This is a genomic window from Achromobacter xylosoxidans, assembly GCF_001457475.1.
In the GTDB taxonomy this organism is placed as follows: domain Bacteria; phylum Pseudomonadota; class Gammaproteobacteria; order Burkholderiales; family Burkholderiaceae_B; genus Achromobacter; species Achromobacter xylosoxidans.
On sequence record NZ_LN831029.1, the window covers coordinates 2699444 to 2714923 of the forward strand.

Here is a 15480-nt window from a genome sequence, read left to right on the forward strand (position 1 = left end):
CGAACTTGCCGGCGTGTCGCCGGATGCTAGCGTCCGGCCAGCGCGTCGGTCACCCGGCTCATGGCCGACAGTCCGGATTCGAACAACGATTCCAGGAAGGGGCCGGAGTTCGGCAGCACCACGGTCAGCAGCACCACGCCGACGATCAGGCTGACGGGGAAACCCACCGAGAACACCGACAGCTGCGGCGCGGCGCGGTTCAGGATGCCCATGGCCAGGTTGATGGTCAGCAGCGCGCAGATCAGAGGCAGCGCCAGCAGCAGGCCGGATACGAACACGGTCTTGCCCCATTCCACCACCACGCCCCAGCCGTTCTGGTGCAGCTGGATCGCGGCCACCGGCAGCGTGTCGAACGACCGTACCAGGGCCGCCAGCACCAGCAGGTGGCCGTCCAGCGCCAGGAAAGTGAGCATGGCGACGATGTTGAACAGGCGCGACAGCACGGCGGTGTTGGCGCCCGTGCTGGGGTCGAAGAACGAGGCGAACGACAGGCCCATCTGCAGGCCGACGAATTCGCCGGCGGTCTGCACCGCCGCGAACACCAGCCGCATCGTGAAGCCCATGGCGATGCCGATCAGCACCTGCTGCATCACCATCCACAGGCCCGCGAACGAGCCGGGCGCGATCGGCGGCGCCGGGTCGAGCGCAGGGCTGACGGCCACGGCCAGCACGAAGGCCAGGCCGATCTTGACCTTGACGGGAACGGTGGATTCGGAGAAGAGGGGAGCGGTGCCCACCAGCGCCAGGATGCGCACGAACGGCCAGAGGAACTGGCCGATCCAGCCATTGAGCTGTTCGATGGTGAAGGAAAACATGCGGGCGCGTCCCGGAGTGCGGCGGCGCGCGCCGCTACGACACCAGGCCGGGAATCTGGCCGATCAACTGGCGGATGTAGTCGACCATGATGCCGATCAGCCACGGACCCAGCAGCACCAGCACGCCGCACATGGCCAGCAGCTTCGGGATGAACGACAGGGTCATTTCGTTGATCTGGGTGGCCGCCTGGAAGATGCTGATCACCAGGCCCACGATCAGGGTGATGACCAGCAGCGGACCGGCCATCGCCAGCGCGATCTTCATCGCCTGGTAGGTCATGGTCATGACGGTTTCGGCGGTCATGGCGATTCCCTATTGGTAGAAGCTCTGGGCCAGCGAGCCCATCAGCAGGTTCCAGCCGTCGGCCAGCACGAACAGCATCAGCTTGAACGGCAGCGCCACGGTGACGGGCGGCACCATCATCATGCCCAGCGCCATCAGCACGCTGGCCACCACCAGGTCGATGATCAGGAACGGAATGAAGATGGTGAAGCCGATCTGGAAGGCGGTCTTGAGTTCGCTGGTGATGAAGGCCGGCACCAGGATGCGCAGCGGCACCTGCGAGGGGTCTTCCAGCGCCGGCTGCTTGGCCAGGTTGGCGAACAGCGCCAGGTCGTTCTCGCGGGTCTGGTGCAGCATGAAGGTGCGCAGCGGGCCGGCGGCGCGCTCGACCGCGGCCTCGAACTGGATCGAGCCCTCGGACAGCGGCTTGTAGGCGTCGGTGTAGATCTTGTCGAACACCGGCGACATCGTATAGAAGGTCAGGAACAGCGCCAGGCCGATCAGCACGTGGTTGGGCGGCGACATGGCCGTGCCCATGGCGCTGCGCAGCAGGCCGAGCACGATGATGATGCGGGTGAAACCGGTCATCATCAGCAGCGCCGCGGGCAGGAACGACAGCGACGTCATCAGCAGCAGCGTCTGCATGCTGAGCGAATAGGTTTCGGAACCGCCCGGGCCCGGCGTCGCGGTCAGGGCCGGCAGCGTCGCCTGCGCCACCACGCCGGCGGGGAACAGGGCCAGGCCCAGCAGGGCGGCGGCGCCCAGCAGGGGCAGCGCGCCGCGGCGGGCGCGAGGGAAGTTGGGCAAGCTCATGGTGTGGAAACGCGCGCGCCGGCTAGCGGCGCTTGAGCGCCTGGCCCAGTTTGGCCGCGAAGGCGGCGGTGGGCAAGGGCGCGGCCTGCGGCAGTTCGCCGGCGGGCAGGGTATGCAGGGTGTTGAGCTGGCCGGGGCTGACGCCCACGACCACCCAGGTGTTCTCGATCTCGACGACGACGATGCTCTGCCGCGCGCCGATCGGCAGGCTGGCGACCTGCTTGAGCAGGTTGCCGCCGCCGCGCTGCGTCAGGCCGGCGCGGCGCGCCAGCCAGGCCGCGGCCAGGATGGCCGCCAGCACCAGCACCAGGCCGATGATGACGCGCAGCAGGGCGGAATCGTTCATCACGGGCGTGGCTTCAACGGCGGTTGTTGAGGCGGTTGATGCGTTCGGACGGGGTGATGATGTCGGTCAGGCGGATGCCGTACTTGTCTTCCACCACCACCACTTCGCCCTGGGCGATCAGGTAGCCGTTGACGAAGATGTCCATCGGTTCGCCGGCCAGGCCGTCCAGCTCCACCACCGAGCCCTGGCCCAGTTGCAGCAGGTTCTTGATGGTCAGGCGGGTGCGGCCCAGTTCCACCGTCAGCTGGACGGGCACGTCCATGATCAGGTCGATGTCGGTGCCATTGCCGGCGGCCGATCCGGCCAGCGGCTTGAACACCGATTGCGCGGCTGATTGGGCGGCAGGCGCGGCGGGGGCCGGTGCGGCCGGAGCAGCAGCAGCGGGCGCCGGCGCGGCGGTCGCGGGCGGCGTGGCCGCGGTCTGCTCGGCCATGGCGGCGGCCCAGTCGTCCTGGGCGGGCTTCAGGCCGTCCGCCTGGGTGGGCGGATTGGCGCGGGATTGTTCGGCGAGCGCGTCGGCCCAGTCGTCGGCCGGGGACGAGCCGGAGCCGGGCTCGTTCTTGTCAGTCATGGTCGGGGGCCTCGTTTGATTCGGTATCGTGGGTAAACATGTTTTGCACGCGCAGGGCGTACTGGCCGTTGAAGACGCCGTAGCCGCATTCCATCAGCGGCACGCCGTCGACGTGGGCGATGACGGTCTGCGGCACATCCACGGGCAGGATGTCGCCGACCTTCATGCGCATCAGTTCGCGGATGCTGGACGGAATGCGCGCGAACTCGGCGACCACGTCGATGTCGGCGCTGCGCACCTGGCGCGAGAGCTGCTGCGACCAGCGCTGGTCGACTTCCTCGAGCGTGGTTTCCTGCAGCGGCCGCGTGAGCAGGTCGCGCACCGGCTCGATCATGGAGTAGGGCAGGCAGATGTTGAGGTCGCCGCCGGTCGCGCCGAATTCGATGTGGAAGGAGGTGACCACCACCACTTCATTGTTGCCGGTGATGCTGGCGAACTTGGTGTGCATCTCCGAGCGCACGTAGTCGAATTCGATCGGATAGACGGGATCCCAGGACTTGCCGTAGCTTTCCAGGGTCAGGTTGAGCAGGCGCCGGATGATGCGCTGCTCGGTGGTGGTGAAGTCGCGGCCTTCGACGCGCGTGTGGTAGCGGCCATCGCCGCCGAACAGGCTGTCGATGACCAGGAACACCAGGTTCGGGTCATAGGTGAACAGGGCGGTGCCGCGCAGCGGCTTCATCTGCACCATGTTCAGGTTGCTGGGAACCGGCAGGTTGCGTTCGAAGTCCGCGTACTTCTGGATCTTGATGGAACCGACGGTGATGTCGGCGCTGCGGCGCATGAAGTTCAACAGCACGCTGCGCATCTGCCGCGCAAAACGTTCGTTGATGAGCTCCAGCGTCTGCATGCGCCGGCGCACCACGCGGTCCGGCGAGCTCAGGTCATAGGCGCGGGCGCCGTCGTTGGGGCCCGCGGATTCCTTTTTGCTGTCGCTCTCGCCCGTGACGCCGGCCAGCAGCGCGTCGACTTCGTCCTGCGAAAGAAACGCCTCGTAGGCCATGCTTATTGCACCACGAACGCCGTATACAGTACGTCGGTGACATACTGGCCGTCCGGCAGGGGCGCGAACGGGCGATTGACGGCTTGCTTGATGGCGTTGGCCATGTCGGTCTTGCCCTGTTGCGTCTGCACGCCGGTGGGCGATTGCGAAGACAGCACCATCAGGATGCGGCTGCGCACTTCAGGCATGTACTTTTCCAGGCGGATGCGGGTCTGTTCGTCGCTCACGCGCAGGGTCAGGCCGACGTGCATGATGCGTTCGGTGTCGGCGTTCTGCAACGTGACCGTGAAGGCCTCGATCGGCACGAAGATCGGCGCCGGCACGGCGGCCGGCGTCGTGGGCGGGGCGACGAACGTGGTCGGCGTGGCCTGCGGGCCGGCGGCGCCGGGCTGGCCCGGCTGGTTGCCGGTCTGGCCCACGCCCAGTTGCACCGGCGCGCCACCGCCTTGCGGCTGCATGCGCTGCGCGATGAACCAGGTCGCGCCGGCGCTGGCGGCGGCCACCAGCAGCAGCACCAGGATCATGAGCAGCGGACGAAGAATGCGGCCTATGCCGCCGGAGCGTGTCGGAAGCGGGCCGCGCGGCGGCATGGTTGTGGGTTTGGAAGTCGCCATCTCGGTGTCGATGCGTGTTTTGCCGCTGATGAAAACGGATTCTTAGTGGATGAAAGCATTCTGCCCGAAATCGCGCCCCCGATTGGAGGCGAAAAACAGGGCGAAAGCCGTGTATCTCAAGCTATTGCTGCACCGCCCGCAACCGTTGCCAGCCGCGGGCCGCGTGATTGTTACGCGAAGGTGTCGACCAGCGCATTGGCGTTGCGCGCAGCCGTCACGGTGGCCGCCTGGCCATCGATCGCGGCATCGGCCACCGCGGCGCCATTGCCGCCGCCCTGGCGTTGCGAACCGCCGCCATTGTGCTGGGCGAATTCCTGCTGCGCGGCCTGTTCGCCGACGCTGGTCTGGCCCAGCGAGATGCCGGCCTGGGCCAGCGCCTGCTGCAATTGCGGAATCGCGGTTTCGATGGCCTGGCGCACCGAGGCGTGGGCCGACACGAACGAAGCGCTGGCGACGCCGTCGGCCAGGTTGATGCTGACGCGCAGCGGGCCGAGGTCGGGCGGGTCCAGGCGCAGTTCGGCGGTCTGGGTGCCCTGGCGCACGTTGTTGCTCATCACCACCATCTGCTGGCCCAGTTCGGTGCCCCAATGGGTGCCGCCGACCGGCGTGGCGACCTGCAGCATGACCGGCACGTTGGGCACGGCGACGCTGGCGGGGTTGGAGACGGGAGCCGGCTGCTGGCGCTGGCTGGCGGCGGCGATCGCCTGCGCCAGGTGATCCTGGGCGTTGGTGGCGTGCTGCGGCAGTTGGAACTGTTGCGCGGTGCTGGGCAACGGCGCGGCCGGGTCTTCTTCGGTGCGGGCGTGTTGCGGCAGGGCGGGCGCGGCTTCGGGCGCGGCGACACGCGGGTTGGCCGCGCGCGGGGCGGCGGCTTCGGGCGCCGGACGCGGCAGCTCGGCTGCCGGCGCAGCCTTGACGGGGGCCGCTTCGACGGCGGGCGCGGAGCCCGCCTTGACGGCGGCGGTGACCACCGGCTGCGCGACCTGGGCGTCGCGGCTGGCCAGGGCGGCCGCGGCCTCGGCCTGCTGCGCGGTGGCCGGCACCGGCGTGCGCGGCGTTGCGATGGCATCGTTGGCGGTGAGCGCGGCCTGCACCACGGCGGCGCCGCTGCCGATGGCCGTGGCGGCGGCCTGGGCATTGCCCCGCGCCAACTGGACCTGCTCGGCGGCCTGGGCGGCGATCTCGAGCGCCTGCTCCGGCAACACGACCGGCGTGGCCGGTTGCTGCGTGGCGGCGACGGCAAGCGAGCCGGCCTCGGCCTGGGCCGCGGTCTGCACGGCGTTGTCGATGGCCGAGGCGGCGGCGTCTTCGGCGTTGCCCGCGGCATCGCCGGAGGTCTTGCCGCCGGACGCGGGTGTCTTGACGCCGTTGTTATTGGCCGGTCGCGCGTCGGCGGACGGGTTGGGACGCTGCTGGGCCAGCACGTCGGAGAACGACGGGCCCTTCTTGGTCGAGGCGGCCGCGGACTTGGCGCCGAGCGTGTCGGCGATCGAGACCGGCGCGGCGGGCGCGATGGCGGGGGTGGGCAGGGGAGCGGTCATATCGGGCTTCCTGTGGGCAATTAATGCATTCCGGCCTGGCGCTGGACCAGGCGGGCGGAGTATTCGTCGTTGGCGCGCTGCTCGCGGCGCGATTCCACCACGGCCTGGGCGCGCAATTCACGCTGCGCCAGGGCGTCGTACGAGTTGAGCTTGCGCTTTTCCTGCTGCCAGTACAGACGGCCCTTGGCCAGGTTCTCGTCGGCCTGGCGCAGCACGTTCTGCTGCTGGCCGATGGCATCGTCCAGGGTGCCAATGAAGCGCTGGTAGTTGTGGCAGTCGCTGGCCGACATGCCGGTCGTCATGGCCTGCTGCAGGCGTTCGAGGTAGTCCTGGCGGTAGTCCTGCAACATGCCGAGCTGGCGTTCGGCATTGGTGCGCTCGGTGCTGAGCCGGCCCAGCAGGCGCGCGGCTTCGTCCGTGCTTTCCTTGGCCAGGTTGATCAGCATGTCCAGGGGCAATTGGCTAGGCATAGGTATCCCTCAATTCGAAACTGGCGCGCAGTTGTTCCACCGCATCCTCGTAGCCGACGCTTTCGCCGATATCCTGTTGCAGGAAGGCTTCCAGGCGCGGGTAGCGCGCGATGGCATCGTCCAGCTGCGGGTCATTGCCGGCGGCGTAGGCGCCCACGGCGATCAGGTCGCGGTTGCGCTGGTAGCGCGACAGCGTCTGCTTGAAGCGGCGCACCACCGAGAACTGCTGCGGCGTGATCAGCGAGGTCATGGCGCGCGAGATCGACGCCTCGATGTCGATGGCGGGGTAGTGGCCGGCTTCGGCCAGGTGGCGCGACAGCACCACGTGGCCGTCCAGGATGGCGCGGGCCGAGTCGGCGATCGGGTCCTGCTGGTCATCGCCTTCGGCCAGCACGGTATAGAACGCGGTGATCGAGCCGGCCTTGCCGTTCGGGCCGGGCGCGCCCATGCCGGCGCGTTCGACCAGGGTCGGCAGCTTGGCGAACACCGAAGGCGGATAGCCCTTGGTGGCGGGCGGCTCGCCGATGGCGAGCGCGATTTCCCGTTGCGCCATGGCGTAGCGGGTGAGCGAATCCATGATCAGCAGCACGTCCAGGCCCTGGTCGCGGAAGTGTTCCGCCAGGCGCGTGGCGTAGGCCGCGCCCTGCAGGCGCAGCAGCGCCGAGACGTCGGCCGGGGCAGCCACCACCACCGAGCGCGCCAGGCCTTCCGGGCCCAGGTTGTGCTCGATGAATTCCTTGACTTCGCGGCCCCGTTCGCCGATCAGGCCGACCACGATGATGTCGGCCTTGGTGTAACGGGCCATCATGCCCAGCAGCACGCTCTTGCCCACGCCGGAGCCGGCGAACAGGCCCATGCGCTGGCCGCGGCCGACGGTGAGCAGGCCGTTGATGGCGCGCACGCCGGTGTCGAGCACGGTGTCGATCGGGGCGCGCGACAGCGGATTGATCGGCTGGGCCGAGAGCGGCGCCAGTTCGGCGCCGGTCAGCGGGCCCAGGCCGTCCAGCGGCCGGCCGGCGCCATCCAGCACGCGGCCGAGCAGGGCGTTGCCCACCGGCAGGTGGCGGCCCAGCTGCGGCTTGGCGTTGCCGTTCAGCTCGGCCTTGCGCGGCAGCGGGATCTGGCGCTGCACCGGCGGTTCGCCGGGCACCACGCGGGCGCCGGGCGGCAGGCCGGAAATGTCGGCCTGCGGCATCAGGTAGAGGGTGTGGCCGTCGAAGCCGACCACTTCGGCATCGGCCCAGTGGTCGTGGCCGCGCGCGATCTCGATGCGGGCAGCGGCCCCCACGGGCAGGCGCAGTCCGGTGGCGTGCAGCACCAGGCCCGTGGCGCGCGTGATCTTGCCGCTGACCAGCCAGGGGTCGGTCGAGGCGGCGCGGATCGAACCGATCTGCAGCTGCGTCTGCCAGCGGTCGATCACGGGCACGGCCGGTTGGCCGGGCTGCGCGGGGGCCGGATTGGCGCTCACGCCGGCTCCTCCCAGTTGACGTTGCGGCCCAGCGAGGCCGCGACGCGGCGCCAGCGGGTCTGCAGGGTGGCGTCGATGTCGCCGAACGGCGTCTCGGCGCGGCAGCCGCCGCGGGCGATGGATTCGTCGGCCAGCACGCGCCAGTGGCCTTCCTTGAGCTCGTCGGCCAGGTGCAGGCGGATCAGTTCGATGTCGGCGGGGTTGGCCCACAGGCGCATCTGGCCGCCGGCGGTGGGATTGATGTGCAGCACTTCGCGCACGGCGCTGGCGACGGTCTCGGGCTGTTCGGCCAGGGTGGTGCGCACGACTTGCTGGGCGATGTCCAGGGCCAGCGTCAGCAGGCTCTGGCCCATCTTTTCTTCGAGCGAGCCGACCGATTCGGCGCAGGCCTGCACCAGCGCGTGCAGGTGTTGCGCTTCCTGCGCGCCTTGTTCGCGCGCCTGGGCCAGGCCCTCGGCGTAGCCGGCTTCGCGGCCGGCGGCCAGGCCCGCTTCATGGCCTTCGGCGCGACCGGCTTCCAGGCCGGCGGCATGGCCCTGCGCGTAGCCTTCCTCGCGGCCTTCGGCGATGGCCTGGGCGCGCAGCTGGGCCATCACCACTTCCGGGTCGGGGCCCGGGTCGGGTTCGGGCTCGGGTTCGACTTCGACGGGCGGCGGCTCGTCGAACGACAGCATCTGCCAGCGCCGCCAGGCGGCACTGCGCGAGATGAGCGTCGACTGGCCGGTATCCGCTTCAGACATACGCGTCGTCTCCGGAGTTGCCCAGCACGATCTGGCCGCTCTCGGCCAGGCGGCGGGCGATCTGCAGGATCTTCTTCTGCTCGGTCTCGACCTTCGACATGCGGATCGGGCCTTGCGCTTCCAGGTCCTCGCGCAGCATTTCGGCGGCGCGGCTGGACATGTTGCGCAGGAACTTGGCGCGCAGTTCTTCCTGGGCGCCCTTGAGCGCGACCATGAGCGTGTCGTTGTCGATTTCCTTGAGGATGAGCTGGATCGCGCGGTCTTCGATGTCGAGCAGGTTGTCGAACACGAACATCTCGTCGATGATCTTCTGCGCCAGGTCGTTGTCGCGTTCGCGCAGGCTGGCGACCACGGTTTCCTCTTCGGCCGAATTCATCATGTTGAGAATCTCGGCCGCGGTGCGCACGCCACCCATCTTGCTGCGCTTGGCGCCCTGGCCGGCCAGCACGGAATTGAGCACTTCGGTCAGTTCCGACAGGGCCGCGGGCTGCACGCCGCCGAAGGTGGCGATACGCAGCATGACGTCGTTGCGCAGGCGGTCGGTCAGCAGCGCCAGCACGCCGGCGGCGCGGTCGCGTTCCAGGTGCACCAGGATGGTGGCGATGATCTGCGGGTGTTCGTCGCCGATCAGCTCGGCCACGGTATGCGGATCGAGCCAGTTCAGGGCGTCGATGCCGCTGCCGCCTTCGCCGGCTTCCAGGATGTCTTCGATCAGGCCGGCGGCGCGGTCGCTGCCCAGCGCCTTGGTCAGCACGGTGCGGATGTAGTCGTCCGAACCCAGCGTGACGGCCATGAACTGGTCGGCTTCCTGGCGGAATTCCTCCAGCACCACGGCCACGTCGTTGCGGGTGACCTGCTTGAGGCTGGCCATGGCGGCGCCGACCTGCTGGACTTCGCGGGCGGTGAGGTACTTGAAGACCTCGGCCGCGGCGTCTTCACCCAGCGACATCATCAGGACGGCGCTGCGCGTCATGCCGTCCATGGGCTTGGAATCATTTTTCATCTTTGGTCATCCAGGTGCGCAGGACCATCGCGACGGCGCGCGGATCCTTGTTCGCCATCGTGCGGGCGCGTTCCAGGTTGTCCTGGTAACGGTCGGTTTCCTTGGCGCGGGCCAGGTCCTGGGCCTCGCGCTGGGCTTCGATGCGCTCGGCCTCGGCCACTTCGGGATCGACCGGCGGGTACAGGTAGTCGCCCACCGAGCGGCGGACCTTGCGGTACAGCCACAGGGCCAGCACGCCACCCACCAGCCAGGCCAGGATGGTCTTGAACAGCGAGATCATTTCCGGATCGCGCCACATCGGCACGGCCGGCGGGCCGTCGTTGAACTGGCTGTTGACCAGGTTCAGCGAATCGCCACGGCTTTCGGAATAGCCCATCGCCTCGCGCACCAGGTTGGTGAGCTTGCTCAGTTCCTCGGGCGGCAAGGCCTGGGGTTCGCCGTCCTTGTCGCGCACGTAATTGACCACCACGGCCACCGACAGGCGCTTGAGCATGCCGACAGGCTGCTTGATGTGGCTGATGGTGCGGTCGACTTCGTAGTTGGTGGTGGCGTCGCGGCGATCGCTGACGGTGCCGCCGGCGCCCTGGGCGCCGGCGCCGGTGGCGGTCTGTTGCTGTTGCTGCTGGCCCTGCTGCTGCGGCTGGCCGGGACGGGGCGGTTGGGTCTGCGGCGGATTGGCGATCGGCGCCTGGGCGTTGGCCGGCGGCTGGTTGGACAGCGCGCCAGGCACGCCCTGCGCGGGATTGATGCCGCGCTGGTTCGATTCGCTGGTCTGCTGGCTGCGGATGGCGGCCTGGCCGGGCTCCTGGTTGGGGCGGTAGACCTCGGACGTTTCCTCGCGGCGCGAGAAGTCCATTTCGGCGCTGGCCTGGGCGTGCACGTTGCCCGGACCGACCAGCGGATTGAGGATGGTGAGGATGCGTTCGACGGTGCGCTGCTCGGTCTCGCGGACCATGCGCATCTGGTCGGCGTCCATGCCCCGGCCTTCGCCAGTGGGGGCGGACAGCAGGCGGCCGTTCTGGTCGACGATCGAGACGTTTTCGGCGGTCAGTTCCGGCACGCTGGAGGCGACCAGCCAGGAAATGGCCGAGACCTGGGCATCGCTCAGGCTGCGGCCGGGGTAGACGTTCAGCAGCACCGAGGCGGTCGGCGGCTGGCGTTCACGCACGAACAGCGACTGGCGCGGCATGGCCAGGTGCACGCGGGCGTGCTGCACGGTGTGCATGGATTCGATCGAGCGCGCCAGCTCGCCTTCCAGGCCGCGCTGGTAGTTGATCTGCTCGGCGAACTGGCTGGCGCCGAAACGGGCGTTGTCCATCAGTTCGAAGCCGACCGAGCCGCCGCGCGGCAAGCCTTGCGAGGCCAGCTGCAGGCGGGCGTCGTAGACGCGGTCGGCCGGCACCAGCAGGGCGGTGCCGGTGTCGTTGTACTTGTAGGGCACGTTCATGGTGCCCAGGGCCGTCACGATGGCGCCGCCGTCGCGGTCGTCCAGGTTCGAGAACAGCACCTTGTACTTGGGCTCGCTGCTCCACATCGCCACGGCGACGATCAGCGCGACCAGCGCGGCGGCCGCGCCAAGCAGCACCGGCTTGGGCAGGGCGCGTATCTTTTCCAACACGGGAAACTTCGCCAGAAGCGACGCGCTCAGGGTAGCCTGCTGATTCATTGGCGGCTCCCGCTGGCTTCGCGGAGCAGGGAAAATGACTTCATGTTCGGGTAGGGCAGATTACACATGCAACGTGCTTCTGGTCTGGGGAGAGCCTGGATTATTGCTGCTGAGTTAGCAAACCCAATCGTCGAAAACAGCGGTTTTTTGGCGTTACTTATCCCCTATGTCGACAAGCGGGCGCGCCGGCCCCCCGGAGCGGCTCGCGGAGCGTGCCGGCGGGCTTGCCGCATTCGCGGAAATATCGGGTGTTTTGGCGGCTTTTAGGCGCTATGGCGCGTACGATGCCGGGTTACGCTGCATCCATCCTGGGCGTAGTCCCTCGTCCTACCAGCAAGGAATAACGTAATGGCTGTATCAGGCTTGTCCGGCATCGAGAGCATGCTCCAGCAGATGCGCGTGGCGGTGACCAAGGCGGAAACCGGCAATCTCGCCGCGGGCGAAGCCGTGGCCCAGCCCGATGGTTTCGCCGCCGAACTGCAGCGTTCCATCCGCCGCGTCACCTCGGCGCAGAACGCCGCCACCGCGCAGGCCAAGGCCTTCGAACTGGGCGCGCCCGACGTTTCGCTCAACGATGTCATGATCGACCTGCAGAAGGCCAGCATCGGCTTCCAGACGGCCGTGCAGGTGCGCAACAAGCTGGTTGCGGCCTACAAGGAAATCTCGTCGATGGCCGTGTAACCACGGGCAGGACAGCGGGGCGGCGGATCATGCCGCAGCCCCGCCAAGCGGATCCGCCAGCGGCGTTGGATCCGCCGCATCTTCAGCCGTTCCGGCACAATCCACCGTCCGGCGGCGCTCCTGGCTCGCAGTGCGCCTATCGGGCGTTTTTCTCCAGGCGCCAGACCACCTGCTGCAGCCAGTTTTCCTGCCGCGCATCCAGGTTCAGGAACACCGCGCCCACATGGCTCAGGGGCGGCTCGCCGGTCAGCGACACATGCGTTGGCGCGGGTTCGTCCGGACTGGCGGCCTGGATCATGGGTTGGCCCGACACCGGATACACATTGCGCACTTCCAGGTTCGCGTTGAGCTTGCCCAGCTCGCCAAAGTCGAGCTGCACGTCCTCGAGTACCGCGCCGCGTTGCGGCAACGTCGGCACCGCCAGTTCCACCCGCAGGCCGACGCCATCCACCGAAATGTCGCGCACCGAGAAACTGATGGGTTTCGCGGCGGGCGCCGGACGCCACGAGGCGTGGCAGCGGCTGGCGCTGGAGACCAGCGAGGCCCGGAACATCTTGCGGCGCTGGATGCGCGCCAGGCGGTCGGGGAAGGGCGACATCAGCGCCGCGCTGCCGTCATCGAAGTGGATGACCTCCGGGCGCGAGACCCGGAAGCGGATCTGTACGCCGCCATAGGCGGTGGCGTTGAAATGGAAGGTGGTGCCGCTCAGCAGGCCCATGCTGTCCGACTGCTCGAAATCGGCGCCGGCATAGTCGCGCGGACGCCAGAAGAACTGCCGCGTCTGCTTGTCCGCCCCCAGCACCAGCACGGCCATTTCGCGGTCCGCGGCGTCGCGCACCAGGATGTGGCTGTCGGGGTGCGTCAGTTCGAAGAGGGCGGCGCGCATGTCTTCCGGCCGGGTGAGCAGGAATTCCGGATCGCTGGCGTCCAACACGGTGCTTGTCCTTAGAGAGTGGGGGCGGGCGGCGCGGCCTCGGGGAGTTCGCGCGATTCGAGGCGATAGAGCCAAGCCAGCAATTCTGCCACCGCCACGTAGAGTTGGGGAGGAATATGCGCGTCCAGGTCCACCTGCATCAGCAGGCCGACGAGTTCACGCGATTCGTGCACGTACAGCCCGTTCTCTTCGGCGGCGCGCACGATGGTGTCGGCCAGCTGGCCGTAGCCCTTGGCCACCACCCGCGGGGCGGCGTCCTTGTCGTCATACGAGATGGCGACCGCGGCGTTGCGGTTGGCGTTGGGGCCCTGTTCGGGGGGCGGAGCGGTGCGCATCAGATATCCGCGGGTATGACGGGACGCGGGTCCACCACGTTCACCACCAGGTGGCTGAGCGTGAGGCCGGCAGCCAGCAGGCGTGAGCGCAGCTGGTCCGAGGAGTCGTTGATTTCGGCGGCGCTATGGGGCGCGACCAGTTGCAGCACGATCTGGTCGCCGGCCAGGTTCAAGCGCGCGTCCACCAGGCCCAGCCGCGGCAGATCGAGTTTCAGGCGGGTTGCCCAGGTGGACACCGCCGATTCCGGATCGCCGCCGTAGGGGTCGCGTTCCACCTCCCATTCCATCGGCGTGCCGGGCCAGGCCTCGCCTTGCCAGGTCAGGGCCTGGTTGGCGAGCACGTCCAGTTGCTGGCGCACCAGCAGGGTGAGGTCCTGGTGGATGCCGCTGACCGGCGTGCCGGGCGCCGGGGCATTGGTGTTGCCGGGCGCCGCGTTGGCGTCGCCGGCGCGGCCGCCGCCGGCCTGGGACTCGGCGCGCGGACGCGCGGTATCCGCGTCCGTGGGGACTCCGCTGCGAGTCAGCCGGGCCTGGGGTTCCTGCTGCAGCTGGGACGGGTTGCTGCGGCCAAAGACCAGGTCGGTCAGGTGCGATTCGTAGAACAGGCCGCTAGTCTGCAACGCGGCGCGTAACGCCTGGCCCAGGATCTTGGCCGACGGCGCGCCAGGAGCCAGGGTGGCGTGGGTCGTGGCTTCGGCGTTCCTGGCGCCGGTGGCGCCTTCGCCCGATCCGGCTGGGCGCGCGGGCCGGTTGGTGGACGGTGTCTCGGCGGCGGGGTCGGCACTGGCCGCGGCAGCCGCGGCCAGTGCCGCCGCGGTGGTGGGGGCAGGCGCGGGCGCTGCCGCCTGTCCGGCAGCGGGGGCGGCCGTGGGTTGTCCGGGGGCTCCCGGCTGGCTGGCGGGTTGGCCGGCCTGCTGGGCCGGCGCGCCGGGCGGTTGCGCAGAGGGGGGCGCCGTCCAGAGGGGGGCGCGGCCTTGCACGGCGGGCGCGGCTTCGGGGTACTGGGCCAGCAGGGCGAGGATCGCGCGTGCGGTGGTGCCGAGGGTGGTGGGCGCCGAGGCGGTGGTGTCGCTGCTGGTGACCAGGCCGCGCGCGGCCAGCGCCAGGGCGGCCGCGGTCTTGGCATCGATGACGGTGGCCGGGCGATCGCCGCGGGCGCCGCCGGTCTGGATGCCTTGCCGGGGGTCGCGATTGGAGCCGTCGGCCGAGCCGGGCTTGTCCAGGTTGCCTGGCTGGCTGACCGCATCCGGCCGCGCGCCGGACACCTGGTTGGCGCTGGCGGCGGACATCGTCGTGCCAAGCACGGCGTCCAACCGCTGCACTAGGACATTGCCGAGTGCCGCGGGACCTACGCTCATGCTTCAGGCGCCTGGTAGCCGTAGGCCGAGAGCAGGGTCTGCTGGCGCTTCATGCGGCCCAGCAGTTCGCCCAGCCGGGCCAGTTGCGGCAGCGCCAGGTCACGCGTCATGGCGTCGTTTTCCAGGATGCGCACCAGCAGGTCGTATTTCATGGCGCGGCCGGCCTCATCCAGCGGCGCGGTCGGTTCCGCGATGCGCAGGCGTTCGACCAGCTCGCAGTATTGCTGCCCGTGGGCCATCGCCGTATCCCAGTCGCCGGCCTGGGCGGCCGTCAACATCTCGCCCGTGATGAGAGCGATCTCCTGGTAGTGTTCCAGAATGGGGGATGAGTACTGGGTAAGGGACGTCATGGAAATCTCGGGCGTTCGATGGCTGGCTGGATTTGTGTTTCTGGGCCATCAGGGCTGCGCTATGCCAGCCGGTCGGTCGATGGAGGTTTGCCAAGCCTCGGCCAGGTCCGCCAGCAGGCGGTCGGCGATATCGAGTTGCTCGGTATCCGCTTTCAGATTTGCCGTCAGCAAGGTGCGGACGATGTAATCGTAGAGCCGGGCGAGGTTGGCGGCGATGTCGCCGCCGGCCTCCATGTTCAACCCGGTCTTCAAGCCTTCATCGACGATCTTGATCGCTTTCGAGATAGCCGCGCCGCGCTCGGCGACCCGACCTTCCTGCAGGTGGATGCGCGCCTGCCCGATCGCTGCCCGGGCACCCAGGTACAGCAGGGTGATCAGCCGCTCGGGGCTCGCGCCCAGCACCTGGGTTTCCAGGCCGATATCGGCGTAGGAGCGGACGGATTGGGACCCTGTGGGGCGGCGGGCGGCGTAAGTCATTAATGCATCTTCTAC

Annotated in this window: 19 protein-coding genes; 1 reads left to right on the forward strand and 18 read right to left on the reverse strand. The window is 68.8% G+C overall.

Annotated elements, in window-relative coordinates; translation table 11 throughout:
- Positions 1–26: 26 nt before the first annotated feature.
- From fliR to fliF, 13 genes are all read right to left on the reverse strand, one after another.
- Positions 27–815 carry a flagellar biosynthetic protein FliR gene (gene fliR, locus AT699_RS12135; protein WP_006385234.1) on the reverse strand — a complete coding sequence of 263 codons (789 nt, stop codon included), beginning with the start codon at positions 813–815 and terminating at the stop codon, positions 27–29.
- Between the two features lie 34 nt (positions 816–849).
- The gene (fliQ, locus tag AT699_RS12140; protein WP_006385233.1) at positions 850–1119 is read right to left on the reverse strand and encodes a flagellar biosynthesis protein FliQ; all 270 of its coding nucleotides are present in this window, start codon (positions 1117–1119) and stop codon (positions 850–852) included.
- A 9-nt stretch (positions 1120–1128) separates the two neighbouring features.
- Positions 1129–1911, reverse strand: coding sequence for a flagellar type III secretion system pore protein FliP (gene fliP, locus AT699_RS12145; protein WP_024068634.1), 783 nt, complete (start codon positions 1909–1911; stop codon positions 1129–1131).
- 22 nt (positions 1912–1933) lie between these two features.
- Positions 1934–2257 (reverse strand): flagellar biosynthetic protein FliO, encoded by a 324-nt coding sequence (gene fliO / locus AT699_RS12150; protein WP_006384758.1) that lies wholly within the window; start codon positions 2255–2257, stop codon positions 1934–1936.
- Positions 2258–2270: 13 nt separating this feature from the next.
- Positions 2271–2828 carry a flagellar motor switch protein FliN gene (gene fliN, locus AT699_RS12155; protein ID WP_020927352.1) on the reverse strand — a complete coding sequence of 186 codons (558 nt, stop codon included), beginning with the start codon at positions 2826–2828 and terminating at the stop codon, positions 2271–2273.
- Complete coding sequence (gene fliM / locus AT699_RS12160; protein WP_006385231.1) at positions 2821–3828, reverse strand: flagellar motor switch protein FliM; 1008 nt, start codon at positions 3826–3828, stop codon at positions 2821–2823. Before fliM ends, fliN begins: the two co-directional genes overlap by 8 nt.
- 2 nt (positions 3829–3830) lie before the next feature.
- Positions 3831–4442 carry a flagellar basal body-associated FliL family protein gene (locus tag AT699_RS12165; protein WP_026385346.1) on the reverse strand — a complete coding sequence of 204 codons (612 nt, stop codon included), beginning with the start codon at positions 4440–4442 and terminating at the stop codon, positions 3831–3833.
- Between the two features lie 170 nt (positions 4443–4612).
- Entirely contained in the window at positions 4613–5983 is a 1371-nt protein-coding gene (locus tag AT699_RS12170) for a flagellar hook-length control protein FliK (protein WP_024068636.1), read from the reverse strand.
- 20 nt (positions 5984–6003) lie between these two features.
- Positions 6004–6453: a flagellar export protein FliJ gene (gene fliJ / locus AT699_RS12175; RefSeq protein WP_006385228.1), complete on the reverse strand. Its 450-nt coding sequence runs from the start codon at positions 6451–6453 to the stop codon at positions 6004–6006.
- Positions 6446–7921, reverse strand: a complete 1476-nt coding sequence (fliI, locus tag AT699_RS12180; protein WP_024068637.1) for a flagellar protein export ATPase FliI — start codon at positions 7919–7921, stop codon at positions 6446–6448. Before fliI ends, fliJ begins: the two co-directional genes overlap by 8 nt.
- Positions 7918–8661, reverse strand: coding sequence for a flagellar assembly protein FliH (fliH, locus tag AT699_RS12185; RefSeq protein ID WP_006385226.1), 744 nt, complete (start codon positions 8659–8661; stop codon positions 7918–7920). Before fliH ends, fliI begins: the two co-directional genes overlap by 4 nt.
- Positions 8654–9664 (reverse strand): flagellar motor switch protein FliG, encoded by a 1011-nt coding sequence (gene fliG, locus AT699_RS12190; RefSeq protein WP_006385225.1) that lies wholly within the window; start codon positions 9662–9664, stop codon positions 8654–8656. Before fliG ends, fliH begins: the two co-directional genes overlap by 8 nt.
- Positions 9654–11330 carry a flagellar basal-body MS-ring/collar protein FliF gene (gene fliF, locus AT699_RS12195; protein WP_006385224.1) on the reverse strand — a complete coding sequence of 559 codons (1677 nt, stop codon included), beginning with the start codon at positions 11328–11330 and terminating at the stop codon, positions 9654–9656. The genes fliG and fliF overlap by 11 nt, the downstream gene beginning before the upstream one ends.
- A 348-nt stretch (positions 11331–11678) precedes the next feature.
- On the opposite strand from fliF, the gene fliE reads away from it, so the two are divergent.
- Positions 11679–12011, forward strand: a complete 333-nt coding sequence (gene fliE, locus AT699_RS12200) for a flagellar hook-basal body complex protein FliE (RefSeq protein WP_006385223.1) — start codon at positions 11679–11681, stop codon at positions 12009–12011.
- A 136-nt stretch (positions 12012–12147) separates the two neighbouring features.
- On the opposite strand, the gene AT699_RS12205 is transcribed toward fliE, so the two are convergent.
- Genes AT699_RS12205 through fliS form a run of 5 tightly spaced genes read right to left on the reverse strand, consistent with a single transcriptional unit; the run spans position 12148 to position 15465 of the window.
- Entirely contained in the window at positions 12148–12945 is a 798-nt protein-coding gene (locus tag AT699_RS12205; RefSeq protein ID WP_049054048.1) for a flagellar brake protein, read from the reverse strand.
- A gap of 11 nt (positions 12946–12956) precedes the next feature.
- Positions 12957–13280, reverse strand: coding sequence for an EscU/YscU/HrcU family type III secretion system export apparatus switch protein (locus AT699_RS12210; protein WP_006385221.1), 324 nt, complete (start codon positions 13278–13280; stop codon positions 12957–12959).
- Complete coding sequence (gene fliK / locus AT699_RS12215; protein WP_058207304.1) at positions 13280–14638, reverse strand: flagellar hook-length control protein FliK; 1359 nt, start codon at positions 14636–14638, stop codon at positions 13280–13282. The genes AT699_RS12210 and fliK overlap by 1 nt, the downstream gene beginning before the upstream one ends.
- Positions 14635–14988, reverse strand: coding sequence for a flagellar protein FliT (locus tag AT699_RS12220; protein ID WP_006385218.1), 354 nt, complete (start codon positions 14986–14988; stop codon positions 14635–14637). Before AT699_RS12220 ends, fliK begins: the two co-directional genes overlap by 4 nt.
- 48 nt (positions 14989–15036) lie before the next feature.
- Positions 15037–15465, reverse strand: a complete 429-nt coding sequence (gene fliS / locus AT699_RS12225; RefSeq protein ID WP_006385217.1) for a flagellar export chaperone FliS — start codon at positions 15463–15465, stop codon at positions 15037–15039.
- Positions 15466–15480: the final 15 nt, after the last annotated feature.